This window comes from Aeromicrobium sp. PE09-221 (genome assembly GCF_002174305.1).
Classification (GTDB): Bacteria; Actinomycetota; Actinomycetes; order Propionibacteriales; family Nocardioidaceae; genus Aeromicrobium.
On record NZ_MIJB01000019.1, the window covers coordinates 64,446 to 90,134 of the forward strand.

28 protein-coding genes are annotated in these 25,689 nt (G+C 66.3%); 16 read left to right on the forward strand and 12 right to left on the reverse strand.

The features are described 5' to 3' along the window. The first annotated feature begins 149 nt into the window (after nucleotides 1-149). The 5 genes from BHE97_RS10310 (at nucleotide 150) to BHE97_RS10330 (ending at nucleotide 2,916) form a co-directional block, all read left to right on the forward strand. Entirely contained in the window at nucleotides 150-779 is a 630-nt protein-coding gene (locus tag BHE97_RS10310) for a TetR family transcriptional regulator (RefSeq protein WP_087623949.1), read from the forward strand. Nucleotides 780-956: 177 nt separating this feature from the next. Beyond that, nucleotides 957-1,937, forward strand: a complete 981-nt coding sequence (locus BHE97_RS10315; protein WP_087623950.1) for a phosphotriesterase — start codon at nucleotides 957-959, stop codon at nucleotides 1,935-1,937. Between the two features lie 4 nt (nucleotides 1,938-1,941). Next, on the forward strand, nucleotides 1,942-2,136 hold the full coding sequence (locus tag BHE97_RS10320) for an AMP-binding protein (RefSeq protein ID WP_087623951.1): 195 nt from the start codon (nucleotides 1,942-1,944) through the stop codon (nucleotides 2,134-2,136). Between the two features lie 203 nt (nucleotides 2,137-2,339). Continuing rightward, on the forward strand, nucleotides 2,340-2,546 hold the full coding sequence (locus tag BHE97_RS10325; RefSeq protein WP_087623952.1) for a hypothetical protein: 207 nt from the start codon (nucleotides 2,340-2,342) through the stop codon (nucleotides 2,544-2,546). Nucleotides 2,547-2,562: 16 nt separating this feature from the next. Beyond that, nucleotides 2,563-2,916 (forward strand): hypothetical protein, encoded by a 354-nt coding sequence (locus BHE97_RS10330; protein WP_140400086.1) that lies wholly within the window; start codon nucleotides 2,563-2,565, stop codon nucleotides 2,914-2,916. A 1-nt stretch (nucleotide 2,917) separates the two neighbouring features. Here the strand turns inward: BHE97_RS10330 and BHE97_RS10335 are convergent, their stop codons facing one another. Then, nucleotides 2,918-4,867, reverse strand: a complete 1,950-nt coding sequence (locus BHE97_RS10335; RefSeq protein ID WP_201791404.1) for an MFS transporter — start codon at nucleotides 4,865-4,867, stop codon at nucleotides 2,918-2,920. A 437-nt stretch (nucleotides 4,868-5,304) separates the two neighbouring features. On the opposite strand from BHE97_RS10335, the gene BHE97_RS10340 reads away from it, so the two are divergent. The 5 genes from BHE97_RS10340 (at nucleotide 5,305) to BHE97_RS10360 (ending at nucleotide 8,509) form a co-directional block, all read left to right on the forward strand. Beyond that, the gene (locus tag BHE97_RS10340) at nucleotides 5,305-6,396 is read left to right on the forward strand and encodes a Vms1/Ankzf1 family peptidyl-tRNA hydrolase (RefSeq protein ID WP_087623954.1); all 1,092 of its coding nucleotides are present in this window, start codon (nucleotides 5,305-5,307) and stop codon (nucleotides 6,394-6,396) included. A 15-nt stretch (nucleotides 6,397-6,411) separates the two neighbouring features. Then, nucleotides 6,412-6,858 carry a PfkB family carbohydrate kinase gene (locus BHE97_RS10345; protein WP_087623955.1) on the forward strand — a complete coding sequence of 149 codons (447 nt, stop codon included), beginning with the start codon at nucleotides 6,412-6,414 and terminating at the stop codon, nucleotides 6,856-6,858. Nucleotides 6,859-6,862: 4 nt separating this feature from the next. Beyond that, complete coding sequence (locus BHE97_RS10350; RefSeq protein ID WP_087623956.1) at nucleotides 6,863-7,456, forward strand: UdgX family uracil-DNA binding protein; 594 nt, start codon at nucleotides 6,863-6,865, stop codon at nucleotides 7,454-7,456. Between the two features lie 154 nt (nucleotides 7,457-7,610). Continuing rightward, a complete protein-coding gene (locus BHE97_RS10355) occupies nucleotides 7,611-8,024 on the forward strand; it encodes a hypothetical protein (protein ID WP_087623957.1) in 414 nt (137 codons plus the stop codon). Nucleotides 8,025-8,038: 14 nt separating this feature from the next. Then, entirely contained in the window at nucleotides 8,039-8,509 is a 471-nt protein-coding gene (locus BHE97_RS10360) for a PPOX class F420-dependent oxidoreductase (protein WP_087623958.1), read from the forward strand. 21 nt (nucleotides 8,510-8,530) lie between these two features. Here BHE97_RS10360 and BHE97_RS10365 read toward each other — a convergent pair whose 3' ends face one another. Beyond that, entirely contained in the window at nucleotides 8,531-9,250 is a 720-nt protein-coding gene (locus BHE97_RS10365; protein ID WP_087623959.1) for a GntR family transcriptional regulator, read from the reverse strand. 157 nt (nucleotides 9,251-9,407) lie between these two features. On the opposite strand from BHE97_RS10365, the gene BHE97_RS10370 reads away from it, so the two are divergent. From BHE97_RS10370 to BHE97_RS10395, 6 genes are read left to right on the forward strand one after another with little or no spacing between them, the layout of a single operon-like run. Further along, a complete protein-coding gene (locus tag BHE97_RS10370) occupies nucleotides 9,408-10,499 on the forward strand; it encodes an extracellular solute-binding protein (RefSeq protein WP_087623960.1) in 1,092 nt (363 codons plus the stop codon). After that, on the forward strand, nucleotides 10,499-12,220 hold the full coding sequence (locus BHE97_RS10375) for an iron ABC transporter permease (protein WP_087623961.1): 1,722 nt from the start codon (nucleotides 10,499-10,501) through the stop codon (nucleotides 12,218-12,220). Before BHE97_RS10370 ends, BHE97_RS10375 begins: the two co-directional genes overlap by 1 nt. Next, complete coding sequence (locus BHE97_RS10380; RefSeq protein ID WP_087623962.1) at nucleotides 12,213-13,328, forward strand: ABC transporter ATP-binding protein; 1,116 nt, start codon at nucleotides 12,213-12,215, stop codon at nucleotides 13,326-13,328. The genes BHE97_RS10375 and BHE97_RS10380 overlap by 8 nt, the downstream gene beginning before the upstream one ends. Further along, nucleotides 13,321-14,157 carry a cyclase family protein gene (locus BHE97_RS10385; protein ID WP_087623963.1) on the forward strand — a complete coding sequence of 279 codons (837 nt, stop codon included), beginning with the start codon at nucleotides 13,321-13,323 and terminating at the stop codon, nucleotides 14,155-14,157. The genes BHE97_RS10380 and BHE97_RS10385 overlap by 8 nt, the downstream gene beginning before the upstream one ends. Continuing rightward, on the forward strand, nucleotides 14,154-15,401 hold the full coding sequence (locus BHE97_RS10390; RefSeq protein WP_087623964.1) for a CaiB/BaiF CoA-transferase family protein: 1,248 nt from the start codon (nucleotides 14,154-14,156) through the stop codon (nucleotides 15,399-15,401). Before BHE97_RS10385 ends, BHE97_RS10390 begins: the two co-directional genes overlap by 4 nt. Next, a complete protein-coding gene (locus BHE97_RS10395) occupies nucleotides 15,394-16,257 on the forward strand; it encodes a CoA ester lyase (protein WP_087623965.1) in 864 nt (287 codons plus the stop codon). The genes BHE97_RS10390 and BHE97_RS10395 overlap by 8 nt, the downstream gene beginning before the upstream one ends. 9 nt (nucleotides 16,258-16,266) lie before the next feature. Here BHE97_RS10395 and BHE97_RS10400 read toward each other — a convergent pair whose 3' ends face one another. The 10 genes from BHE97_RS10400 to glnA all read right to left on the reverse strand — a co-directional run bounded on the left by BHE97_RS10400 (nucleotide 16,267) and on the right by glnA (nucleotide 25,561). After that, complete coding sequence (locus tag BHE97_RS10400) at nucleotides 16,267-17,043, reverse strand: SDR family NAD(P)-dependent oxidoreductase (protein WP_087623966.1); 777 nt, start codon at nucleotides 17,041-17,043, stop codon at nucleotides 16,267-16,269. Between the two features lie 253 nt (nucleotides 17,044-17,296). After that, nucleotides 17,297-17,953, reverse strand: a complete 657-nt coding sequence (locus BHE97_RS10405; protein ID WP_087623967.1) for an enoyl-CoA hydratase-related protein — start codon at nucleotides 17,951-17,953, stop codon at nucleotides 17,297-17,299. After that, nucleotides 17,954-18,427 carry an SRPBCC family protein gene (locus tag BHE97_RS10410; protein ID WP_087623968.1) on the reverse strand — a complete coding sequence of 158 codons (474 nt, stop codon included), beginning with the start codon at nucleotides 18,425-18,427 and terminating at the stop codon, nucleotides 17,954-17,956. Then, the gene (locus tag BHE97_RS10415) at nucleotides 18,427-18,882 is read right to left on the reverse strand and encodes an SRPBCC family protein (RefSeq protein ID WP_087623969.1); all 456 of its coding nucleotides are present in this window, start codon (nucleotides 18,880-18,882) and stop codon (nucleotides 18,427-18,429) included. The genes BHE97_RS10410 and BHE97_RS10415 overlap by 1 nt, the downstream gene beginning before the upstream one ends. Before the next feature lie 15 nt (nucleotides 18,883-18,897). Then, nucleotides 18,898-20,178 (reverse strand): NADH:flavin oxidoreductase/NADH oxidase family protein, encoded by a 1,281-nt coding sequence (locus tag BHE97_RS10420; protein ID WP_087623970.1) that lies wholly within the window; start codon nucleotides 20,176-20,178, stop codon nucleotides 18,898-18,900. Further along, nucleotides 20,175-20,825: a TetR/AcrR family transcriptional regulator gene (locus tag BHE97_RS10425; protein ID WP_087623971.1), complete on the reverse strand. Its 651-nt coding sequence runs from the start codon at nucleotides 20,823-20,825 to the stop codon at nucleotides 20,175-20,177. The genes BHE97_RS10420 and BHE97_RS10425 overlap by 4 nt, the downstream gene beginning before the upstream one ends. 1,618 nt (nucleotides 20,826-22,443) lie before the next feature. Beyond that, complete coding sequence (locus BHE97_RS10435) at nucleotides 22,444-22,749, reverse strand: HigA family addiction module antitoxin (protein WP_087623973.1); 306 nt, start codon at nucleotides 22,747-22,749, stop codon at nucleotides 22,444-22,446. A gap of 21 nt (nucleotides 22,750-22,770) precedes the next feature. Beyond that, entirely contained in the window at nucleotides 22,771-23,058 is a 288-nt protein-coding gene (locus BHE97_RS10440) for a type II toxin-antitoxin system RelE/ParE family toxin (protein WP_087623974.1), read from the reverse strand. A gap of 362 nt (nucleotides 23,059-23,420) precedes the next feature. Then, complete coding sequence (locus BHE97_RS10445) at nucleotides 23,421-24,032, reverse strand: hypothetical protein (protein WP_140400088.1); 612 nt, start codon at nucleotides 24,030-24,032, stop codon at nucleotides 23,421-23,423. Nucleotides 24,033-24,139: 107 nt separating this feature from the next. Further along, nucleotides 24,140-25,561, reverse strand: a complete 1,422-nt coding sequence (gene glnA, locus BHE97_RS10450; RefSeq protein ID WP_087624040.1) for a type I glutamate--ammonia ligase — start codon at nucleotides 25,559-25,561, stop codon at nucleotides 24,140-24,142. Nucleotides 25,562-25,689 lie beyond the last annotated feature (128 nt).

Below are 25,689 nucleotides of genomic sequence, written 5' to 3' on the forward strand. Positions count from 1 at the left end.
TCCTATCTGACGGCGACGATGTTTCTTGCGTGAACATCTGTTCACTCAAGATACGGGGTCTTGAGCGTTGCTGGCAAGAAGGCGCACTGAGAAAGGCGTCACAGGTGTTCACTGAAGGCGACCCCCGGCCTCCCCACTAGGGTGGGGGCATGTCCGATTCCGCCGCGTTGTCGCGCCAGGAGCAGAAGGAGCGCACCCGCGCCGCCCTGCTCGATGCGGCGCTCGAACTGAGCCAGCGCAGCGGTTTCGCGCAGATCAGCCTGCGGCAGGTCGCAAAGGAGGCCGGGGTCGTGCCCGCGGCCTTCTATCGGCACTTCGCGTCGATGGACGATCTCGGGCTCGCCCTCGTGGAGCGGTCCTTCGCTACGCTACGGCGGATGATCCGCGACGCGCAGCGCGACCCGGATGTCTTCAACCGGATCATCGATGCCGCGGCGGACGTGTTGGTCGAGGCGGTCAAGGAGAACAAGGCGCACTTCGCCTTCGTGGCCCGCGAGCGGGTCGGTGGTTCGGCGGCGGTGCGGGAGGCGATCGCGCACGAACTTGATCTCTTCGTCTCCGAGCTCGCGGTGGTGCTCGCTCGGCTGCCCAATATCGAGAACTGGAGCAGCGACGACGTCCACATGGTGGCGCGGCTCTTCGTACGCAATATGGTCGCGAATGCCGAGGAGGTCGTCGAGATGCCCGACGATCGCCCTGACTTGGAGGCGCAGATCAAGGAGGGTGCGCGCCGGCAGATGCGCCTCATCGTCCTCGGTTTCGAGAAGTGGCACAGCTGACGCTCCGCCGCCGACCGGCTCCGCGTGCTGCGGGACCGATGATGATGCGTGGCGGTCGTCGTGGCAGCCGAGGAGCATCATCGTCTGTCCACACGCACCGCCCTAGGCCACCGCATCTGTGATGCCCGTCACGCTCATGGGATAGTCATCGCAACGCCCGCTTGCGAAGGAGTGCCCATGTCCGAGATCCAGACCGTCAGAGGACCCGTCGACAGCGCCGACCTCGGCGTCACGCTGATGCACGAGCACATCTTCGTGCTCAGCCCGGAGATCCAGGAGAACTATCCCGGGGAGTGGGGATCGGAGTCCGATCGGATCGACGATGCCGTCGCCAAGCTCCAGCGTGCCTACGACGCAGGGGTGCGCACGATCGTCGATCCGACTGTCATCGGGCTTGGACGCTATATCCCGCGGATCGAGGAGATCGCCGCCCGGGTGCCGATCCAGCTCGTCGTCGCGACCGGTGTCTACACCTATGAGGACGTGCCCCACTACTTCCACTACCGGGGTCCCGCGCTGAATCAGGCGGTCGGTGTCGAGGTGCCCGAGCCGATGATCGACATGTTCGTCCGCGACATCCGCGAGGGCATCGCGGATACCGGGGTGAAGGCCGGAATGCTCAAGTGCGCGATCGATGCACCGGGCGCGACGCCCGGTGTCGAGCGGATCATGCGCGCGATCGCCGCCGCTCACCACCAGACCGGCACCCCGATCACCGTGCACACCCATCCGGACACCAAGGCGGGCTTGCAGGTCAAGCGGATCATGTGCGACGAGGAGGGTGTCGATCCGCGGCACGTCGTGCTTGGCCACAGCGGCGACACCACGGATGTCGACCACCTGTCCGAGCTCGCCGACATGGGCTTCGTGCTGGGCATGGACCGCTTCGGCATCAACCTCGAGACGACCTTCGAGGCGCGCGCCGATACCCTCATCGCCATGGTCGAGCGCGGGTACACCGAGCAGATGGTGCTCTCGCAGGACGCCTCCTGTTATATCGACTGGGTGGATCCCGATGTGATGGCCTTCCTCCCTCAGTGGCACTACACGCACCTGTTCGAGGACGTGTTCCCCTATGTGCTGGAACGCGGCGTCACCCAGGACCAGATCGACACGATGCTGAACGACGTGCCCCGCCGCGTCATGGAGAAGAGGTAACTCGATGCCTTTCAATCTGGCCACGATGCTGCGAGAGTCCGCGACCACCTTCCCGGACAAGCCGCTCGTCCACGTCGGTGAGCAGTCGCTGGCCTTCGCGCAGGTCGACGAGGCGTCGGGCCGGTTCGCGGCGACTTTGCTCGCCCGTGGCTATGCTCCGGGCGAGGCCGTCGCGGTGCAACTGCCGAGTCTGCCGTAGGTCCTCATCGCGTACTTCGGGATCCTCGAGGCCATGGCCTTCGTGGCGCCCACATCGGGGCGGACGCCACGCCGAGGAGAGATCATCGAGCCGGGGCCGACAAGTACCCGTGTGAGGTGCGGATCCTCGGCGCCCTACCCAAGGGTGTGACCGGCAGGTTCCTCAAGCGCTAGCTGGATCGCTAGCCGGGTCACGCTGGGTGTATGGATTTCGAAGACGCGTGTGACATCGCCGAGGACTTGCAGTTCGATCTTTCGGGCGAAGAACTGATCGATGCCTATCGTGAGCGTGCCGATGCGATGGTGCCGGGAGAGCCCGGTCGCGCTGTCTTCCTGGGATACTTGGGCGAGTTCCTGGCGATGGCTGGCCGCCCGGAGGAGACGCGATGCCTTCGGGGAGGCGGTGCATGATGGTGGGCCGAGCGAGTTGGATCCGCGGGGAGGTCTGCTGAAGGCCGAGTTGGACCTCGGCAATGAGGAAGAAACCGACCCGTTGCTCGAGGAGCTGAAGATCGATGCGCGTCGTGATGCGCTGTCGCTGACCGACTACGAGTGGATTGCCGAGTCGCTGGAGCTCGGCGGCCGTCTCAAGGAGGCGCTGCGGTGGTTCACGATCCCATTGCGCGAGGTCGATCCTCTCGACGTCGATCCGGCGGAGACAGTGTGTCTCAATGGCCGGTACCGCGTCAGGCGGACGCTCGGGATGCCGATGGATGCCTACGACGACGTGGTCGCCGATTCGGTCCGCGAAGGAGTCCGGGCCCAGCTCGAGGACCGGTAGGTCAGCGGTCGGTCGCCATCTCGGTGGTCGCGGGGGCGAGCTCGATGTCGAAGCGGATGCTCTCGACGCCGATGACGAGCTTGCGCGCGGCGGCGTCGCGGCTGCTCGGCCGGATGGCCGTCACGACGTAGGGACCGGCACCGGGCAACGGCACGCGATAGCGCCCGTGCTCGTCACAGGTGGTGGTCTGGACGAGTCCGCCGGTTCCGTGGGCGAGGGCGACCGTCGCGTCGGAGCAGGGTTCGCCCTCGTGGGTGACGCGTCCGTGCAGGGTCAGCTCCTCGCCGAGGCGGAGCATCGGGCCCGGCCCGTGTCCGTCGTAGTCGACGACGCGGGAGGCGGGGCTCCACCCGAGGGCGTTCACGGTGAAGACATAGGTGCCGGCTCCCGGGAGGACGACCGAATAACAGCGGTCGGGCCCGGTGGGGCTCCAGTCGACCTGATCGCCGTCGAGGGTCAGGACCGATACGAGGGAGGGGCGTTCGCGTCCGGAGCCGGGGAAGACCACTTCGCCGCGGACGACGATCTCCTGTCCCTGTGCTTCGCTGCCGCGCGCGGCAGGCGTGGCCGGACGGGCGGCGGGAATGGCCAGGGCGAGGAGGACGGCGATCGCGGCGACGGCCGCCGAGGTCCAGGCCACGGCATCCGTGCCTGCGCGGGTGGGCAGGAGCGTCCCGCCGACCTCGGCGACGCTGGCCGCCAGGATCGCTGCGCAACCCGCGCTCGCGATGGAGGAGCCGAGGGTGCGGACAAGCGTGTTGAGCCCGTTGGCAGAGGCGGTCTCGGTGATCGGCACGGCGCTCATGATGAGGGCCGGCAGTGAGGCGAAGGCGATCGCGGTGCCGGCGCCGACGACGGTCGAGCCGATGATGACCTGGAGGACCGACTCGGACAGGGGCACACGGGCGGCGTAGCCGATGGCCATGATCCCGGAGCCGAGGATGAGAGTCAGGCGCCCGCCGATGCGGTCGAGGAGGCGGCCGGTGATCGGCGCCATCACGGCCATCACCAAGCCCATCGGGATCATCGCCAGGCCGGCGGTGCCGGCGTCGAGTCCGAGACCTGCTCCGCTGGCGGTGGGCAGTTGCAGGATCTGAGTGGTGAGCAGCATGTTGGCGAACATCGCAAAGCCGACGAAGAGCGAGGCGATATTGGTGGTCAACACCGTGCGCTGACGGGCGATCCGCAGGTCGACCATCGGCTGGCTCCGGCGCAGTTGGGTGGGGAACCAGATCACGAGGGTGAGGGCGGAGAGGCCCAGTAGCCCGAGCACCAGCGGACTGTCCCATCCCCACTGTCCCGCCTTGGTGAGCGGGAGCAGGAGGGCCACGATAGCGATCGAGAAGAGGATCGCGCCGAGGATGTCGAAGCGACCGGGCGTGCGCACCGAGGACTCGTCGATGAACAGGGCGATGGCGATGACGAGTACGAGTCCGGCGATGGCGCTGGACCAGAAGATGGAGTGCCAGCCCAGGTGCTGGTAGAGCACGCCGGAGAGAGGGAGACCGAGACCGGAGCCGATGCCCATCGTGGCGCTCATCAGGGCGACCGCCGTGCCCACGCGCTCCTTCGGCAGTTCGTCGCGCAGGATGCTGATCCCGACGGCGATCAGCGAGGCGGCGAATCCCTGCATCGCCCGGCCGAGGATGAGCATCGCGAAGCTTCCCTCGAGGGCGCAGATCACCGAGCCGATCACCATGACCGTGAGCACGACCATGAGCATCCGGCGTTTGCCGTACATGTCGGCCATGCGCGCGACGATCGGAGTGGACACCGCCGAGCAGAGGATCGTGGCGGTGATCAGCCAGGAAGCGTCCTCGGAGCTGATGTCGAGCAGACCTGGAAGGTCGGCGATCAGCGGGATGATCAGCGTGAACTGCATCGCCGAGACGAGTCCACCGCAGGAGATGACGGCGATGGTCACCCAGGGCGGGACGCGGTGGGCGAACACGGCTGCCTCCTCTATGGGTTTCCAGGTGAACCGTACACCGGAGCGAGCACGTGTCAGTCTTCCGCCCTCGGCGGTGAGTAGGCGTCCGTTCTCGGTCCCCGCCGGTGGGACAGCGGCAGTTTCGACGTCAGCAATGGACGCTCATGTACCGCCAATGCCCGGGTTCGCGCTGCGGAGGTTCGGGCCCGACGGGCGCTGCGCGAGGTGATCGAGGTGCCGGTCCGGCAGCCGACGAGCATCGCGCTGAGCGCCCAAGGACGGATTCTCGTGACCCTCGCGACGCATGGGCTGGACGATCCGGGCGAGCTCGACGGTCGCACGATCACCGCGGCCACCGATGTGCGGGGATGGCCGCGGCTCCCTTCGGCTGGGCCGGCGTTTGCCGAGCGGGACGACCGGGTACGTCCGGGACACCACCGAGACGAGAGGAGTCGCCCATGCGATTGGACACCGTCAAGCCGGTCTTCGAGCACGATGGACCCTTCGTGACCGTCTACGCGGAGGTCGGACGGGACACGGAGGATGCTGTGTCTCAGCTCGAGGCGCGGTGGACGACGATCTCGCACGAGTTGGAGAGCGCGGAGTTGTCGTCCGAGCTCATTGCCGAGATCGGACGTCGCCTGAAGGAGAACACGCATCTGTCCGGAGAGGTGCGGCGCACCCTGCTGGCCACATCCGACGAGATCGTCTTCGACGATGTGCAGCCGGGATATACGCACTGGCCGGAGGTGGCCGATATCGCGTCCCTGCCCCAGCTGGCGGGATGGATCGCCGCCGGTGACGCTGCCAGGTCCTTTCTGCTGGTGGTGGCCGACCGTGTCGGTGCCGACCTCTCGATCCACCGGGCGGTCCCCGGGCCGGCGACCGAGGAAGCATCGGTCGAGGGAGAGGACTTCTACATCACGAAGGTCGCCGAGGGCGACTGGGCGCAGAAGCAGTACCAGCGGACCGCCGAGAACAACTGGGTGCGCAATGCGCGGCTCGTGGCAGAGGAGGCACGCGGTCTGGCGCGTCGGCACGGCACCAGGGCGACGCTCGTCGCGGGGGAGACGCGGGCCAGGGCGGAAGTCCTCCGCGCTCTGCGGGAGGAGGACGAGGCCGCCGTGGCACCCGTTATCGAGATCGAGTCCGGTGGCCGTGCCGCCGGGTCCTCCGATACCGCGTTGTGGGGTGAGATCCGTGCGGTGATGACCCGGCTCGAGGGTGAGAGCGATGCCGAGGTGGGGGCGCAGCTCGATGAGGCACTCGGACGGGGTGAGGGTGCTGCGACGGGCTTGAACGATGTCGTGGACGCGCTCGCCCAGTCACGGGTCGACCGGCTCGTGCTCGATCTCACCGAGCTGGAGGGCCGGACCATTGCGACGGAGCGGCTCGAGGGCGTGCCGCTGCCGGCCGCCGCGCAGGCCGAGACTGAGCTGCCCGCCGATCGCGCGCTGGTGGCCGCAGCAGCGCTCACGGGTGCGTCGGTGACGCTGCTCTCGTCGGAGATGAGCCACGGCGGTGTCGCCGCGTTGCTGCGGTGGGCTTGAGCGGGAGTTGTTCGCATGGGTGTCGTCGTGATCGGTGAGATCTGCCGTGATCTCGTGCTGCGGGTCACCGAGCATCCTGGTCCCGATGAGTCGGCCGCGGTCCTGGAAAGCCGGGAAATGCTCGGCGGCAAGGGCGCGAACCAGGCGGTCGGGCTCGCTCAGCTGGGCGAGCCGGTCGAGCTGATCGCCGTCGCGGGCGAGGATGACGCGGGGGCTGCGTGTCTGGACCAGCTCGCCGCTGACGGCGTCGGGATCCGCGGTGTCGCGCGGCGCGGGAGTACCGCTTTGATCGTCACCACGGTCGACGATTCCGATGACCGGCGGTTGTGCGAGCAGCGGCCGGAGACTGCGCTGGTGGCCGAGGCCGATGTCGTCGACATCGGGCGGCTGGCGACGGCGGCTGCCGCGGCGACGGTTCAGCGATTGGGCGGCCGTCCTGATCTCACCGGGTTATGTTCCTAGCGTCATGACGAAGCTCAGCGAGTTGCGCGAGGAGATCGCCGGGTGCCGCCGGTGCGAGCTCTACCGCGAGGCGACGCAGGTGGTGACCTCGGTGGGGAACACGCGGGCGCGGATGATGCTGGTCGGGGAGCAGCCGGGGGATCGCGAGGATGTGGAAGGCGAACCGTTCGTCGGACCGGCCGGGCGTGTGCTGGACGCGGCCCTGCAGGCGGCGGGTATCGAACGGTCCGACGTCTACCTCACCAATGCCGTGAAGCACTTCCGCTTCGAGCGCCGTGGCAAGCGGCGGATCCATCGCAAGCCGGCCGTCGAGCACATCGAGGCGTGCCATCCGTGGCTCGAGACCGAGGTGATGATCGTGCGGCCGCGGGTGGTCGTGTGCCTCGGCGCGACGGCGGGCCGCGCCGTCCTCGGTCGTCCCATGCGCATCGGCGAGGAGCGGGGTGGGCTCATCGAGGACGTCGACGAGACCGGTGGCGTTGCCGTCGTCATCACGACGCATCCGTCGTCGTTGTTGCGGCTGCGCGATCGGGGCGACTATGACGCCGAGCTGGAGTGTCTGGTCGCCGATCTGCGCCTGGCCGCCTCCGCCCTCTGATCTTCCCACGGTGGGCGGTGAGCCTGCGTCCGTTCTCAGGCCTGGCCGGTGCCTCAGCGTCCATTCGACCTCGGGAATGGACGCCTACCCACCGCCCTGACCGAGTTGCACGTGTCCACGAGCGGTCGTGCGATCCCCGGCTTAGGCTCGATCCATGAGTGCTGTTCGCACCGCTGGTCGGCTGCTGCTGGGGGCCTTCATGATCACGGCGGGCACGTTGCATCTGACGACGCAGCGTGAGGAGTTCCAGGCGCAGGTGCCGGACTGGTTCCCCGTCGACGAGGACCTCACCGTGCTCGGCTCGGGCGTCGTGGAGATCGGGCTGGGGGCGGCGTTCGTCGCGGCCCCGCGCCGTAAGCGCCTGGTCGGCGGACTGCTGGCCGCGTTCTTCGTGGCGATCTTTCCGGGCAATATCGCCCAGTACGCCGAAGGCACGGATGCCTTCGGCCTGGATACCGACGGCAAGCGCCTGGCGCGGCTGTTCTTCCAGCCTGTCTTGGTGCTTTGGGCGTTGTGGGCGGGCGGTGTGCTCCGGCGGCGGTCGTCCGAGCGTGAGCACACGGACTGAGGGAAGAGGCAGACATGGCACCCACGATCGCGACGAACACGAGGGTCGATCTCGAGGGACTGCTCGAGTTCGTCCGTCCGCGGCATCGGATGATTCTCATCACCGAACGGGCCGATGGCTCGCCGCAGGCGTCTCCGGTGGTTGGCGGCGTCGACGACTCGGGACGGGTGGTGATCGCGAGCTATCCCGAGCGTCACAAGACCCGCAATGCCAGGGCGCGTTCCGGCGTCAGCGTCGTGGTGCTGTCGGATGACTGGGACGGCGCGTGGGTGCAGGTGGACGGCGCCTGTGAGGTGCTCGATGCCGTCGACGGTGATGAGGCGCTGGACGCCTTTGTCGAGTACTTCCGCAATATCTCCGGGGAGCACTCGGATTGGGACGAGTACCGCCGGGCGATGGTCGACCAGGGCAAGTCGCTGCTGCGCATCACGCCGACGCGTTGGGGTCCGGTCGCCACGGGCGGCTTCCCCGCTCGCCTTGCCTGACGACGAGCAACATCTCCCGCGTCAGGCCTCTGCGGCAGTAACCCCGGTGAGTTCCAGCATCGCGCTCTGGGCGCGTTCGATGGCTGTTCGCTCGGCGCGCTCGGGGTCGTGGGCGCGGATGGCGTCGAGAGTGTTGCGATGGCTTTCCCACCGCGAGCGGCCGAAGGTGGGGTCTTTGCGTAGATGCTCTAGGGATCGCTCGCGGCGTTCGACGCTCGAGAGGGCCCGGGTCTGCTCGAAGAGGCGGATGAGGACGGGGTTGTGCGTGCTGGCCAGCACGGCGGCGTTGAACTCCTGCACGCTGGCATACAGTTCCTCGGCATAGCCGTCGATGGGCAGTCCCTCGGCGACACGAGCCCGGTAGAGTCGGGTCTGGTCCTCGGCGGCGTCCAGGAGCTGCGTCAGACGGGCGATATCGTCCGCAGTCGCATGGACGGCCGCCAGCCGTGCGACGAGGCCACGGAGCACGATCTCGACCTCGGCGAGCTTTTCCGGCGTGGCCTGTGTCGGACCGGCGACGTGCACGATCCGAGGACTCTTGCGTTCCAGGAGCCCGTCCGCCTCGAGTCTCTTGATGGCCTCTCGGACCGGGGTGGGGCTCACCGAGAGGCGTTCGGCGAGTCCGCGCTCGGTGACGCGCTCGCCGGGGCCGAGGGAGCCATCGACGATCAGGTCTCGCAACCGTTGATAGGCGCGCTCGGCCAGCGAGGTCGAGTCGAGATTGCCCAGGTCGTGATCCACAGTGTCCCTTCCGGTGCGTCGATGACTCCTAGCCTATCTGCGACAGCGTCGCGGAACGAATCGATTAAGATATTGCAAAAAGCATCTTTCGCCAATATGCTCTCTCTCGGCGTGACGCACGTCATGTCCCAGCCCGGAGATGAGAGGCACGACATATATGAAGCTCGCACTCGAACGCACGGCGTTGGTCCTCGCCGCGGCGTTGGCGCTGTCCGCATGCGGTAGCAATGGCGGTCAGTCGGACATCGTGGCCGACACGTCGCGGCCGTCGGAGGTGCCCGCCGAGATGGTCACCGAAGCCGAGGCGGAGGGGGAGGTCGTCGTCTACACCAACTCTCCCGATGAGGTGTGGGATGCGCTGATTCCCAAGTTCCAAGAGGCCTACCCGGGTATCACGATTTCGCCGGTCAGCCTCAACGGGCCGGAGCTGGTCCAGCGGTTGCGCTCGGAGCAGAGCTCCGGTGCGGCCACGGCCGACCTGATCATCGACAGCTCTCCGAGCACGCTCTTCGACCTGGCGGACGCGATCGAGGAGCGCGAGTCGACTTTCGCTGCCGATCTCCCTGACTATGCCAATCCCCGCCCCGGCGTCTACGCCATCTCCGCCGACCCGTCGATCATCACCTACAACAAGGCGGCTGTGGGCGACAACGCTCCGGAGTCGCTCGCCGATGTGGCGGCGCTGGCGGCCGACAACCAGGGCAAGCTCGCGACCTACGACATCGACAGTGAGAACGGCTACGCCCAGATGTGGACGCTGGCGCAGGAGCGCGAGGACGCATGGGCGTTGTACGACGAGCTGGCGCCGTCGACCCGTTACGAGCTGAACGGCGGGTCGATGACGCAGAAGCTCGCTCAGGGCGAGTATATCGCCGGTTATTTCCAGTCCGGATTGGTGCGCGGCCTGTTGGGGCCGTCGGGGCTCGATTCCATCGTCGGCTGGAGCTATGAGGCGGACGGGACCACGGTCGTGCCGCGCTATGCTGCTGTGGTCAAGGGCGCCGCGCATCCGAACGCCGCCGCCCTGCTCCAGGACTATCTCCTCTCGGCGCCAGGGCAGACGGTCGCCTGTTCCAGCGGTCTGACCGCTGTCCGCGATGATGTCGCCGATGCCTGTGGGGACTTCGCCCTCAAGACCGTCAGCGACGAGGTCGGCGAGGACAACATCGTGATGGTGCCCCTCGACGAGTCGATGCGCGACGACAAGCCGGACTTCTCGGCACGGCTCGCCGAGGCACGAGGCAGGTGATGATGGCGGCGCCGGTGCTCGCGCGCCTCACCCGGAACGACAAGGGGGCCCCGCTGGATCGGTTGATTCAGTGGGGGACCTGGCTGCTGGTGATCGTGCTGATCTTCGGCCCGGTGGTCCCCGTCGTCTATGCGGGATTCGTCGACCGGCCGCTCTACGAGTCCGGTGGGATCCTGACGCTGGACAATTTCGCCGAGCTCGGGGCCGACCCGGCTTTCTGGTCGGCGCTGCGCAACACGGTCCTCTTCGCGCTGATGGCGACCGTGCCCGGGGTGGTGATCGGGGCCAGCCTCGCGGTCTTGATCGCCCGCACCGACCTGCCGATGCGACGCTTCTTCAGCATCGTTTTCGTCGCGCCGTTGCTGTTCCCCGGGCTCGGGGTGACCTTGGGTTGGGTCACCATGTACTCGCCCAGCGGATTCGTCTCTACGTGGGTGGCGGAGAACTTCGGCTCGACGCCATGGAATCTGTACTCCCTGCCGGGTATGGCGATCGTTACCCTGGAGAAAACCGTGCCACTGGTCTATCTGATGGTCCGCGCGCGGTTGTCCTCGATGGACACATCGATCGAGAGCGCGGCGCTCACGGCGGGGGCCGCACCGCTCCGCGTACTGCGGACGATCACCCTTCCGATGCTGCGGCCGGCGTTGCTGACGGCGGCGATCCTCATCGTGATGGTCGCCTTCGAGACGCTCGGTCTGCCGTTGATCCTCGGTGCCCCGGTCGATATCGACACGTTGTCGACCTATCTGTACCGGACCTGGACCACCGACCCCACGCGCCAGGGGACCGTGTCCGCGGCGGCCTCAGGGCTCTTGCTGCTCGTCACTTTCCTGCTCTGGCTGAGAACCAGGGTCGAGGGCGATGGGAGCAGGTATACGACGGCGTCCGGCAAGCCGTCTGCGGTCCGCCGGCTCGGTCTCGGCAGGTGGCGTTGGTCACTGGCTCTGTTGATCAGCGGGTATGTCATCGCAGCCATCGTCCTTCCGGTGGTTGGTCTGGTGATGACGTCGGTGACCCAGATCTTCACACCGGCGGTGTCTCCGTGGGAGGTGTTGACGTCCCGGCATTTCGAGACGGTGTTCAATAACGACGCGCTGCTCCGGTCGATCACCAACAGTCTCCTGATCGGTGTGGTCGGATCGATCCTCGCCACCGCCGTGCTGGCGGTCGCCGCTCTGGTGGCTCATCGGTCGCGTTTCCGGCTGCGTTCGACTCTGCCGTCGATCTTGTTCTATCCGCGGGCGCTCCCGGGCATCGTGGTCGGTGTCGGGATCTTCTGGACCTTCGTGCTCGTCACCCCGTTGGAGCCGTTGCGTACGACGGTGTGGGGCATCATGATCGCCTTCATCGTGCGGAACACCGCGATCGGTTATGCGGCGATCCAGTCGAGTCTTCTGGCGATCAGCACCGAGCTTGATGCCGCGGCTCGTACGAGCGGCGCCACCTGGTTCAGAACCTGTCGCAGCATCGTCATTCCGCTGTTGCGTCCGGCTCTCGCCGGATGCGTCATCTTGATGTTCGTCTCGATTCTGAACGACTACGAACCGGCCGTTTTCCTCGTCACCACTGGCAACGAGGTTCTCGGCGTGACGATGCTGAAGCAGTGGTCGGCGGGATTCGCCGGACCGGTTGCCGCTCTGGGCGTCATTCAAATCATCATCACCGCGCTCGCGGTTGCGATCGGGCGTATCGCCTGGGGAGTGAAGCTTCGTGCCTGAAATCAATGTGTCGGCGCTCGGCCTCGACTATGCGGGGAAGACCGCCATCGACGACATCACCTTTACCGCCCGCGAGGGTGAGTTCCTGACCCTGCTGGGGCCGAGTGGCTGCGGCAAGACCACGACGCTGATGTCGATCGCTGGATTGGCTCAGCCGAGCCGAGGGGTGATCACCTGCGGGGAGGATGTGTTGTTCGACAGCACACGTTCCATTGATCGGCCGCCGGAGCGTCGCAACTGCGGGGTGGTGTTCCAGTCGTACGCCATCTGGCCGCATATGTCGGTCGCCGACAATGTCGCGTATCCGTTGCGGCTGCGGAAGGTCGGCAAGGCCGAGATCGCGAGGCGGGTCGGCGAGGTATTGGAGATGGTCGATCTCGCCGCGTTAGCCGAGCGCTACCCGCACCAGCTGTCCGGTGGCCAACAGCAGCGAGTGGCTCTCGCTCGGGCGATCACCTATGGGCCAGGGGTCCTGCTGCTGGACGAGCCGCTGTCCAATCTCGACGCGAAGCTACGCGAACAGGCCCGCACCTGGCTCAAGGAGTTTCAGTCATCAGTCGGACTGACCACCGTCTTCGTCACGCACGACCAGGACGAGGCGCTGGCGCTCAGCGATCGGATCATCGTAATGAACGACGGTCACATCGAGCAGGTGGGAGCGCCGGAAGAGATCTACAGTCGTCCGAACTCGCCCTTCGTGGCGTCCTTCCTCGGGTCCGCCAACCTGCTGGCCGGCACCGTCATCGAGAGCGGACGAGACTCCACGCGGGTCCGACTCGACGGCAGCGGGCAGACGGTGGCCGTGCGCGAACCCGGGCCGGACCGCGAGGTGTTGGTCATGGTGCGCCCTGAGGATGTGGAGATCATTGACGATACGACCGGCGACGAATCCGCTTCGTTGCAGGGGAATCTGACCACGCGCATGTTCGTCGGATCGTCCTTCCGCTATGTCGTCGATTGTGGGGGACAGCAGCTGAGTGTCTCCTCGCGGGAGCGGTGGGAGCCCGGACCCGTGCGGCTGCGCTTCAGAATCGAAGGGGTCCGCCTCTTCCCGCGCTCGGCCGCCGACCAGCTTGCTACCGACATCGAGGAGCCCGTCCATGCTTGACGAGACCCAGGAAGCCCTTGGTGCTCTGCTCCAGCGCTCCGTCCAGGTGTTCGACCTGTCGCAGCCTCTCGAGAACGGGATGCCGTGCTCGCCCAGCCACCCCGGATTCCATATGGCGCTGATGCGCAGACACGGCGATCTGATGCGTGGTGCAGGGTCGGGATCGAACGAGATGATCATCTTCGGCGGGCACGTGGGAACGCACGTCGACGCCCTGGCTCATGTGGCTGCCGAGGGGCAGTTGCACGGCGGTATCGATGCCGTCGCCAACAGCGTCGATGGCCGCCACCGAGCGCTCGGCGCGGAGACCATCGCGCCGATGCTGTGCCGAGGCCGCCTGTTCGACATCCCCGGAGCCCGGGAGCTCGAATGCCTCCCCGCCGGATACGGCGTCACCGTGGACGACCTGCAGGCCGCCGCCGGTGAGGCATCGGTGGAGCCCGGGGACGTCGTCCTCGTCAGGACCGGATGGCCGCAGCAATACGAGGATCCCGAGGCATATGTCGGTCATCGCGACGGAGCGCCGGGAGTGACTGGTCCCGCGGCGGAATGGCTCGCGGACCGCGGTGTGCGAGCCATCGGTACCGACACGATCGCTTTCGACCAGATCCTGCCCGGTCTCGGCCACTCGCAGATGCCCGCGCACCACATCCTCCTCGTCCAACGTGGCATTCACATCATCGAGGTGCTCAACCTCGAGGAGCTGGCCGAGCATGGGGCCACGGTCTTCTGGTTCCTCATGATCCCGCTGCGCCTCGTCGGTGCCACCGGCTCACCCGTCCGTCCTCTCGCCATCGTCGACTCGACAGCCATGGAGGTTTCGCGATGAACGCACCCCTTCCCCGTACCTTCGATCCGACGGCCGTCGGTCCGCTGCAGAACTGCCGTGTACTGGATCTGAGCCGTCTCGTCTCGGGCGGGCACTGCGGCATGGTGCTGGCCGACCTGGGCGCCGACGTGGTCAAGGTCGAACGGCCCGACGGTGGTGATGAGCTGCGGGGCGGGCGCATCGCCGGTGTTGCTGCCTTCTGGACCGTCTACAACCGCAACAAGCGGTCGATCAGCCTGAACCTGAAGTCCGAGGAGGGGCGTCAGCTGCTCCTCAGTCTGGTCCGTGACGCCGATGCATTGCTGGAGAACTTCCGGCCCGGCACTTTGGAGAGGCTCGGTCTGGGTCCCGATGTGCTGCTCGAAGCCAATCCACGTCTCGTGATCACCCGGATTTCGGGTTGGGGGCAGACCGGGCCGTACTCCCAGATGCCGGGCTTCGGCACCCTCGCCGAGGCGGTGTCCGGGTTCATGTATCGCAATGGCTTCGCGGATCGCCCCCCGGCGCCGCCGCCGACGGCATTGGCGGACATGGTCGCCGGTCTGTACGCGGCTACGGCCACGGTGGCGGCGGTGCTCCACGCACGTGAGGGCGGTGCCGGACAGACGGTCGACGTCTCCTTGTTCGAGCCGCTGGCCTCGATCATGGGCCCGGATGCGCTGCTCGATCAGCTGGGCCATCTGCCGACACGCGGCGAAGGGACGCGTGCCTCGTCGGTCAAGGGCGTCTTCCAGACCGCCGATGACAAGTGGCTGGCGCTGTCGGCGGGCGCCGAGCGCATCGTGAAGAGCCTGTTCGCAGCGATCGGCGAGTCCGAGGCATTGGACGATCCCCGGTTCAGCGAGTATCAGTCGAGGCTCGATCACCGGTCGGAGATCAACGCGATCATCGGCCGGTGGGTTGAAGCGCGGACCTCGGCCGAGGTGATGGGGACCCTGCGCGCTCAAGGGGTCACGATCGCCCCCGTGCTGTCGATGGGCGAGGCGCGGGAGGATCCGCACTTCATCGCTCGTGAGGTATATGTCGATGTTCCGGGCCGGGAGGGGGAGCCGGAGACCGTCGCGATGCACAATGTCGTGCCACGGATGTCCGGGACGCCCTCTGGACTGCGCCGCCCGGCGCCTCTGCTGGGGGAGCACAATGCCGCGGTGCTGGCGGAGCTCGGCTTCTCGGAGGAGGACCTGCACGAGCTGGTCAAGCGCGGCGTGATCGGCGAAGCCCCGGCGGAGGTTGGACATGCCTGATCGTGAGCTGGCGGACGGCTGGCGGTCGATGCTCTATGTCCCCGTGAACCGTGAGCGGTTCGTCCGTAGCGCGGTATCGGCCGGGGCGGATGCGGTCATCCTCGATCTGGAGGACGCGATCCCCGCTGAGCATAAGGATGCGGGACGGGAAGCGCTTGCTGAGGCGGTGGCGACGCTGCGGACCGGCCCGGCCTCGGTGCTCGTCAGGGTCAATCGCCCGTGGATGGCGATGCTCTCGGACCTCCGGGCCGCAGTAGGCGCCGGGGTCGACGGGGTGATCGTCCCCAAGAGCGACGATCCGGCGGTGGTGCGCACGGTGGACGAGGTGCTGAGTGAGCTGGAGGCGGGCCGAGCCTCTGGGCCGACGCAGGTGATCACGCTGATCGAGTCGGCGCGGGGGGTGCGCCGGATCGATGAGATCGTGGCGGCCAGCGAGCGGGTGATCGCGGTGTCGACCGGCATCGGCGACCTCAGTATCGACTTGGGAGCCTCGCCCGACAGCGCGGCGATCAGCCATGCCTTCAACGAGGTCGTCCAGGCGACCCGAGCGGCAGGCCGAACACCCCTCGGTCTCGCGGGGCTTATCGTGTCCTTCGCCGATATCGACGCGTTCCGTGCTCTGGCCGCGCGTTCCCGTGCGCTGGGCAGCACCGGGGGATCGTGTATCCATCCGCGGCAGGTCGAGGTGCTCAACGAGGTCTTCGGGGTGAGCGCAGAGGAGATCACCGAGGCGCGACGGCTGGTGGCGGCCTACGAGGAGGCCGCCACCGAGGGCCGCGGTTCGGTCATGGTGGGCGACACCTTCATCGACAATGCGAATTACCAGCACGCCCGGAGGCTTCTCCGGGAGGCGTGAACGCGTGCCTCACTTGGGAGGCATGCGGATGGCGCCGTCGACGCGCACGGTCTCGCCGTTCATGTAGGAATTGGTGACGCATTCGAGCACCATGCTGGCGAGCTCCTCGGGGCGTCCGAGGCGCTTGGGGAAGTTGACGGACTCGCCGAGCTTGGCCTTGAAGGCCTCCGCCTGCTCGCCCTCGCCGTAGATGGGGGTGTCGATGAGGCCGGGGGCGACGGTGTTGACGCGGATGCCGGAGGCGGCGAGGTCGCGTGCCGCGGGGAGGGTGAGGCCGACGATGCCGCCCTTGGACGACGAGTAGGCGGCCTGGCCGATCTGCCCGTCGAAGGCGGCGACGGAGGCGAGATTGCAGATCGCGCCGCGCTCGCCGGACTCCAGCGGCTCGTTGCGGGAGATGGCGGTGGCGGCGAGGCGCATCGCGTCGAAGGTGCCGATGAGGTTGATGGAGATGACCTTCTTGTAGGCGTCGAGGTCGTGCGCGGACTCATAGGTGCCGTCGCGACCGATGGTGCGCTGCGCCCAGCCGATGCCGGCGGAGTTGACGAGCACGCGCAGGGGAGCGAGCTCCTCGGCGGCGGCGATGGCGGTCTTGATCTGCTCGGTGTCGGTGACGTCGACGCGGATGAACACGCCGCCGATCTCCTGCGCGAGCGCCTGGCCCGCGTCCTCATTCAGGTCGGCGACGACGACGAGCGCGCCCCGCTCATGCAGCTGGCGCGCGACCGCCGCGCCGATACCCGATGCGCCGCCGGTGACGATGGCCGATGCTCCCGCGATGTCCATGTGACTCCTCGAATCCGTGATGTGGGCACTGTCCTAGGGCAGTCTCGCACGGACCTGAGGCGAAGGTGGGATCGTGTCCCTTCGTCCCCGACGACGGAGATCCTCTTTGCGATCGATCCTGGACGTGGACGAGCTCGCTGTTCGGGGAGCATCTCTAGAGTGCCGCGAAGCTACCGTGCGAAATCGACGATGTCGACGTCGGGTCGGACTGACGGGAAGCCGGACTCGATCGTCCCAGGCCCAAGGGCTGACATCAGAGCGCGCCATCGGTCAGCTTCGCCACGGCGTCGGTGTACATCGTCGACTTGATCGCGGCCAGAGTGTCGGGGTGCTTGCCGGTGTATGGGGCGACCCGTGAGATCGCGGCCTCGACCAGGTCGCTCGCCGGTGTGATTCCGTCGACTAGGCCGGCTGCCACCGCGCCCGGCCCGGGGAAACGACGGCCCGTCGTCATCGAGTTTGTGGCCGCCTGGGGCGTCAGCTTGGCCTGGATCAGCGCAGCCATGCCTGGGGTGAACGGGATTTGGATATCGACCTCGGGGAAGCAAAAGTAGCCGCGGTCCTCGCGCATGACCCGCCAGTCGTGGGCGATTGCGAGCATGGCGCCGCCGCCGAACGCATGACCGTTGACGGCCGCAGTCGTTGGCACCGGCAGGGTCAGAATGCGGGCGAGGAGAGCCTCGATCCGGGCGGTATAGGAGCCCAGCTGGTCCATGTGGTCGCTCAGCCAGTCCAGGTCGAGCCCATTGGAGTAGAACTTTCCACCGCCGATCGTCACCAGCGGCGCGGGCTCGGCAACGACCACGTCCAGCGCTTCCTCGAAGGCGTCGAGCCACGTCGGGCTGAACCGGTTCTCGCCGTCTCCGAGATCGAGGACGTGGATACCGTCATAGGGTCTCAGCGTGGGCATTCAGCGCACCTCCCGTGCGGCTCGGCTCGTCTCCGCTGCGACGGCTCGCTTCTCGACGGTGCGCAGCGTCAGCCGGAAGGCGATGGCGAGCGTCGTGTAGAGCCACTGGTTCCACAGAACGCGAGGCTTGCGACGTATGCCGAGCCGAGTGGTCCAGGTGACCTTGGTGCCGCCCGGGACCTCGAGGAAGTCGACCTGGCCGTAGTCGTGGTCCATCGGCGGCCGCGCGGCGATGATCTTATAGTTCATGCGTGTTGGCCGAGCGAATCCGACGATCTCCTCGGTGAAGCCGAGCAGCGGCCCGCAGTCGACTTCGCGCACGGCATCGAGCCCATTCTTCTCGGCGGAGCCGTGCTTGCTGAGAGCGCAGGAGCGGACGCCGAACACGTCCGACAGCCGCTCGTGGTCGGTGAACGCCTCGAAGACGACGTCGCGCGAGGCCGGGACGACCCGGGTAACGGTGAGGGTACGCATCACTTGCCCTCGCGTTCCGCGCGAGTGACTGAACGCTTCTCGACCTGGCGCAGCACGGTCTTGAAGACCATGGTGAACATCGCTTTGAAAACGGGGTCGATGCGTCCGCCGAGGAGGTCCACCGAGAAGACGGTGGTCCAGTGGACTCGTGTGCCACCGGGCACCTCGCTGAACTCGACGCGCCCGAGGTCGTGTCGCGCCTTCGGGAAGGACCAGGTGATCCGGTACTCCATCAGGTGCGGTCGCTCGAAGGCGGTGATCTCTTCCTGGAGCTGGATGAGGGCAGCATTGAGGCGGCGGACCGCCCCCAGGCCGTTCTTCTCGGTACGGCCAGGCGTGGTGACCTTCGAGGAGATGGCCATCGGCAGGTCCGAGAGGCGCTCGTGGTCGGTGTACTCGTCGAAGACGATAACGATCGGCGCGGGGATGGTCTTCATGAGAGAGATGGTCTGCATCGCTGGTACTCCGGGTCAGGCGCGCTGGGGGCGCAGGCTCTCGAGGCCGTTGTGGAGGAGGTACTGGCTTACGTTGAAGGCCGGATGCCGGTCGGGTGCCGGCTCTTTGCCGTTGCCCATCCGCCACAACTGGACGCTGTAGTGGGTGATCTCCGTAATGTTGTCGAGCAAGCGGATGCCAGTGCGGTGGGGTACGACGACACTGTCGTCGGCAGTGCCGGCCAGTAGTTCGGCTGGAAAGTCGGGCTGGACACACAATGGTCGGCCCAGGCCGACCAGATCGATGGCGCCCGACTGCAAAGCCTCGACCATGCCGTCAGCGGTACGGAACCCACCGGTCAACATGAGTGGCAGGTCGGGCAGGTCGGCGCGAACCCGCTCGGCGTACGCCATGAAGTAGGCCTCGCGCTTGCGGGTGCTCTCCTTGAGAGAGTCATCGACGCCGAGCATGGCCGAGGTCGTGTAGGTGCCTCCGGAGACCTCCAGCAGGTCGATGCCCTCCTCGGCGAGCTTGTGCACAACCTCCAGGGACTCGTCCTCGGAGAATCCGCCCTTCTGGAAGTCGGCGGAGTTGAGCTTGATCCCGACCGGGACGTCGACGCCGACCTCCGCTCGGATAGCGCGGACGATCTCAAGCACGAACCGGTGTCGCTTCTCCGGCGTACCACCCCAATCATCGGTGCGCTGGTTGGACAGCGGCGAGAGGAACTGGCTGATCAGGTAACCGTGGGCACCGTGTATCTGGACACCATCGAAACCGGCCTCGGTCACCACGGCGGCGGCGGTCGCGAAGCGGCCGATGATCTCCTGGATCTCGGCGGCCGTCAGTTCGCGCGGCTTTGCGAAGAGCTTCGCGCCGCCCGGCAGCGCGATCGCCGAAGGTGCCACCGGGTGCATCCCGACAGTCCGTGGGATCTGACGACCCGGGTGGTTGATCTGGACCCACGCCTTGGAGCCGCCAGCCCTGGCGGTCTCTGCCCAGGCGACCAGATCATCGAGGTCGCGATGGTCCTCGACCACGACGTTGCCCGGCTCGCCGGTCTGGGTGCGGTCCACCATGACGTTGCCGGTGATCGACAGGCCGACACCGCAGTGGGCCCACCGGGAGTAGAGGTTCCGGATCCGGGTGCCCGGCGAGAAGTCCTTGCGGCCCAAGCCTTCGCTCAGGGCAGCCTTGACCAGCCGATTGGGGATCACGAACCCGTTGGGCAGCTCAAGAGGCTGGGCCAGCGCTGATCGATTGGCCGCGTTAGTCGACTCGCCAGATGCGGCAGTCGCGGCAGGGACACTGGTCATGGGTCGCTCCTTGGGGTGGCTTCTCGGGACGGAAGGGGAACGGCTAGGACCGCGCGCACGGCCGCCTGCAATCGCGCTTCAGCTGCCTCGTCGACCTCACCCTCCTCGACAAGCTTCCGGCGCAGGATGCCGGTGGGAAGGTCCACCACACAGACCGCGATCGCGTCAACCGCGACTCGGTCGCTGCGGCCCCACACGCCCTGGGCCAGGTCGATCAGCAGGTTCACGAAGCGCTTCTGGACCGCTTCCAGCTCCGCCTCGGTATCGGGCGGCAGGTCGTCGGAGAACAACTGGTCGCGACGTTGAGCGAAGAACAATCGAGCGCTGATGGGAAAACGGCGGACGAACTCGACGGGTGCGAGCGCCGCGGCGATCACGGCGGCGACGCCCTCATCGTCGTCCCGTGGATGGCGGGAAACGGCATGCAGGGCCTCGACGATTTGATCACCGAGGCGTGACCAGGCGCGCAGCCAGAGCTGTGCAAGCAGCTGATCCTTCGAACTGAATGCGTGGTAGATCGTGCCATTCGATGCGCCAGTCGCGGAGGCCAGAGCGCGCAGCGTCAGTCCAGCTGGATCGCCGCTGGTGACGATCTGTTCCGCTATGTCGAGGAGCTCATCGAGGGTGTGCAGTCTGCGGCGAGCCATGACAAGCAATCTAGTAGAGCAAGTGATCTAGATCAACCGGTCTACTTGTGCGGTGCGCCATATCCCTCTGGCGGGGGCAGGAGAGTCAGTGCGGTCCTGCGCTTCCTGCTCTGACGGCCTTGGCGACGGTCGGAGGAACGCTTTTCTGCGGGAATGCTGGCAAATGTTGAGAGTTGCCGGAAGGCAATGGGAGGTATCTTGACTGGTCAGAGACGTTTTCGGGGCGTGCTCGTGGCTTACCGCGGTCGCGTTTGATCAGTATTTCTCGATCTGATCGAACTGGGGCTTATGTGAACGGGTCTATGTGCGCTGTAGCGCTGTGGGCCGCACGCCGTGAAGGGCTCTGCTGGACTTGGTGTCGTGGCTGAGAGGGCGGTGAGCGAACGCCAACTGGAAGTGCCTCGTTGGATTGGTGCAGATTGCCCGGACCGGTCATGGCAGGATGAGACTCATAAGCTCTCGACCTGTGCTCTGGCGAACCGGGGCCTGGTTGGTTGTGGGTTGACGCGAAGGGATCTGGAGCGCGGAAATCACGGCTGCTGGCGAGTACTGCCTGGGGCACGGGACGTAGCGGGCTCGCGCCGAGTCGGTGAAGCCACGTAGCGCGAACTCGGTTCGGCCTAAGCGTCGGACGCGTCGCGTTACTTCGGATACTGTTGTACCTGGTCCGCGCCGGACCGTGGTTCGGCGAGAGCGCGGACCAAGGCGTCCAACCGGTGGTGATCTCCTCCTCGGGCGATTCCTTAGCGGTGATGAGCCGGCTCTCCTTGCCTCCGAGAGGGAGCAAGGTGCCTTCGGTGAGATCGCCAAGAGTAATCCTCTGCCGGCTCCTGGGCAGATGATCCGGGAGGTCCGTGTCGACTGGATGCGTCACTATGCAGTGCTGTTTGAAGATCCGTATGCACTGATGCGGGCGCAGCCGGTGGTCGTTCCCAAGCGGCTCACCGAAGCGCATCAGGTTGCCCGGGAGTATCGGGACGCGCCGGACTTCCCCTGCGTGTCCAAGGCGCATCTGGGGCGCGCCGTCCGGGTCGTGCACGCCTTGGCTCTGGCGCTGAAGGACGTAGGGATCCAGTTGACGCTCGATCCTGGTCGCGGGCCGCAGCGGTTCACTGCTCGACTGGGCTCGTGGAGCGAGTCGTTCCAGATCCTTGAGCGTCCAGGAACCGGGGGTGAGCGGATGCCCTACAGCTACCGAGGTTCTCAAGGCCAACACCTTCCGGCATGGCTGGCGACGGCGGACACAGTTTGTCGCCACGGGGAAATTGGCCATCGACATTTCGGTCCCATCTACGACCGACCGACCGGAATGCGGGCTCGCATCGGGGGTACGACGACCCGAGCGCTTGGAGACATACTGCCCGAGTGGTTCGTCAGATCCGGTGTGCACTCCGGTTGCGCGAGCTCCTCGACCAAGCGCAAGAGCGATGCGAGGAACTCGCCGACATTGACTGGCAGCACGCGTTCGACGAGGCTACAGTACGAGCGAGCCGAATCGGTCGAAGGCTCTGGCTAAGTGGGCGGCTGCATGGCGTCAATGGTCCGACCAGGTGGCCTACCTGGACGAACTGACGGCGCGTTCTCCGCTTGATCATACTAGGGCGGTGCGTTGCCGAGTTCAGCTCGCGACCAGGGTGGTGACCTTGGCGAGTTCGTCGGCATGTAGGTCGCGCTCGACCTCAAGGTCGTAGTCGGTCTGAATGTTGATCCAGAACCGGTCGTCGACGCCGAGAGCCTTCGACAGGCGCAGGGCGGTGTCGGTGGTGATGGCGCGCTTGCCACGCACGATCTCGCTGATCCGGGTCTGGGGGAGGCCGGTAGCCTGGGCGAGGCGGTACTGCGTGATGCCCAGCGGCTCCAAGAACTCGGTCAGCAGGATCTCGCCCGGGGTGATCGGGTCGTGCGCCTTCGTTGTGGTGGCCATGATCGTCTCCCTCCTCGTGTGTCAGTGGTAGTCGGTGATCTCGACACCGGTCGGGCCGCTGTCGGTCCAGACGAAGCAGATCCGGTATCGGTCGTTGATGCGGATGGAGTGCTGGCCGGCGCGGGTCCCGATCAGCTTCTCCAGGCGATTGCCGGGTGGCACCCGCAGGCTGTTCAGTTCGGATGCCGCGTTGAGGAGGCGGAGCTTCTTCTGCGCGGCGCGTTGCAGTTCGGGTCCGAGGGCTCGGACATGTTCGCGGTTCCAGACCTTCTCCGTGTCGGTGTTCTTAAGGACCGGATCACAAAGCAATCCTAACGCCTGACGATAGTATCGCCAAGCGTAAGTATCGGCGCAGGTTTACAGATCGCCACCGAACGCGGGCCCAATCTGTAAGTCAGGACGCTAGACGGGACGGAGGTGTCTGCAGCACTCGTCGCTGACGTCAGGCGGTGCCCGGGTGGCAGCCGTTCTCGAGAGTCAGGTGTGCAACCGTTTGCCTTGCAAGCACGTCGCCGCGCAATCCCCGAGCGAGGGCCGAATGGCTCATTGCTGTCGATTCGCCTGGGCGGTCGTGAACAGCCCCATCGTCGCTATGCGAGGGAGTTGAGCCCGCCATGAGGGTGATTGCACCCTCTTTCAGGGAACAAATGTCGTAATCCAAGGCGCGGGAACTATCTCGCGTCGCCGGCAGCCGCCCCCGGGCCGGAGTCTTCGGACACCTTCCGTATCGCCGCGGCCAACCCGGCGTATCCCGTGGGTCCGTCGGTGATCCGTTCCAGGGCGTTGAGGCTGACCGATTTGTAGCCGAGAGCTTCTAGCGCCGTCCTTGGCGCGACGTAGAACGCCCACTGGTCGATGTCGAGGACGTCGTACTCGACATGGCTCTTCGCTGTCTGGACAGCGAAGACGTATACATCGGCGTTGAAGGTCGCCTCGGGCGACTCACCATTGCGTGGATCCCAGGTGCGACCGGTCAATCCGGTGAATCGGATCGCTGACGGTCGCCGCTGGTCCCAGACCTGCATGTAGGCCGACGATTTCACCTCGATGCGTGTGCCGTCGGGGGACAGGACGTCATACGCGTCCCATTCGACTCGCGGACCGGTCGCCCCTATGGCCTTGGCCACCAGGAACTCGGCGAGGTAACCGCGAAGATTGTTCATGCGCAGATCGCTCATGGCGAACCGCCAGAAGTCCAGCACCGTTGCGTCAAGTCCAGCGAACGGTTCAGAACCGTCCATGCGTCGTGCCGGGGGAGCAGAGAACCACACATCTTCGGACATGGCTTGTATCGTGCCATGGCGGACAGACACGGGTGGCAGAACTGTGATCCGACCCGGACGAGGAAGCGCCCCCAGCCGGTCGGACTGGGGGCGCTTCGCTGTTCGGATCAGATGTCGTAGTAGAGCTCGAACTCGTGCGGGTGGGGGCGAAGCTGCACGGGCATGATCTCCTCGGTGCGCTTGTAGTCGATCCACGTCTCGATCAGGTCGGGCGTGAAGACGTCACCGGCGGTGAGGAACTCGTGGTCGGCCTCAAGGGAGTCGAGGACCGCGTTGAGCGAGGTGGGCACGTGGTCGATCTCCGCGTACTCCTCCGGCGGGAGCTCGTAGATGTTCTTGTCGACCGGCGCGGGCGGCTCGATCTTGTTCTTGATGCCGTCGAGGCCGGCCAGCAGCAGCGCCGAGAACGCCAGGTACGGGTTGGCCGACGGGTCGGGGCAGCGGAACTCGATGCGCTTGGCCTTCGGGTTGTTACCCGTGATCGGCACGCGCACACAGGCCGAACGGTTACGCGCCGAGTACACGAGCGCGATCGGGGCCTCGTAGCCCGGCACCAGGCGGTGGTAGGAGTTCACCGTCGGGTTCGTGAACGCCAGCAGGCTCGGGGCGTGCTTCAGGATGCCACCCACGTAGTGACGTGCCAGATCCGAGAGTCCGCCGTAGCCGGCCTCGTCGTAGAACAGCGGCTCGCCGTTGTTCCAGATCGACTGGTGACAGTGCATGCCCGAACCGTTATCGCCGAAGATCGGCTTCGGCATGAAGGTCACGGTCTTGTCCGCGGCCCATGCCGTGTTGCGGATGATGTACTTGAACTTCATGACATCGTCCGCCGACTTCAGCAGCGTGTCGAAGTTGTAGTTGATCTCGGCCTGGCCGGCGGTGCCGACCTCGTGGTGGCCGCGCTCGACCGTGAGGCCGACCGTCTCCAGATTGGCCATCATGTCGTCGCGCAGTTCCGTGAAGTGGTCGGTCGGCGCGACGGGGAAGTAACCGCCCTTGTAGCGCACCTTGTAGCCGCGGTTGTCGACGATGTCGTCACCGGTCGACCATGCGCCGGCCGCCGACTGGATCTCGTAGTACGAGCGGTTCGCGCTCGTGCCGAAGCTGACCCGGTCGAAGATGTAGAACTCGGCCTCGGGCGCGAAAAACGCGGTATCGCCGATGCCAGTGGTCTTCAGATACGCCTCGGCCTTGCGAGCGATATTGCGCGGATCGCGCGAGTACGCCTCACCGGTGATCGGGTCGTGCACGAAGAAGTCCATGACCAGCGTCTTGCGGGCCCGGAAAGGATCCACATACGCCGTCTTGACGTCGGGGAACAGTGCCATATCGGACTGGTCGATGCTCTGGAAGCCGCGCACCGAGGAGCCGTCGAAGGCCAGGCCGCTGTCGAGGATGCCCTCGTCGAACGAGGAGACCGGCACGGTGAAGTGCTGCTGGATGCCCGGCAGGTCGGTGAACCGGACGTCGACGAACTCGACACCCTCGTCCTTGATGAATCTGAACAGCTCGTCGGCATTGCCGAACATCTGGGCCTCCTCGACCGCCGGGGGCGGGTCATTGTGATACATCGACAGCGACGCTTCATCGGCGTCACCAGTGAGCCTAGGCGGGCGTGATTACTCCACCATCACTGGTTTGTTTCATCGATGTTACA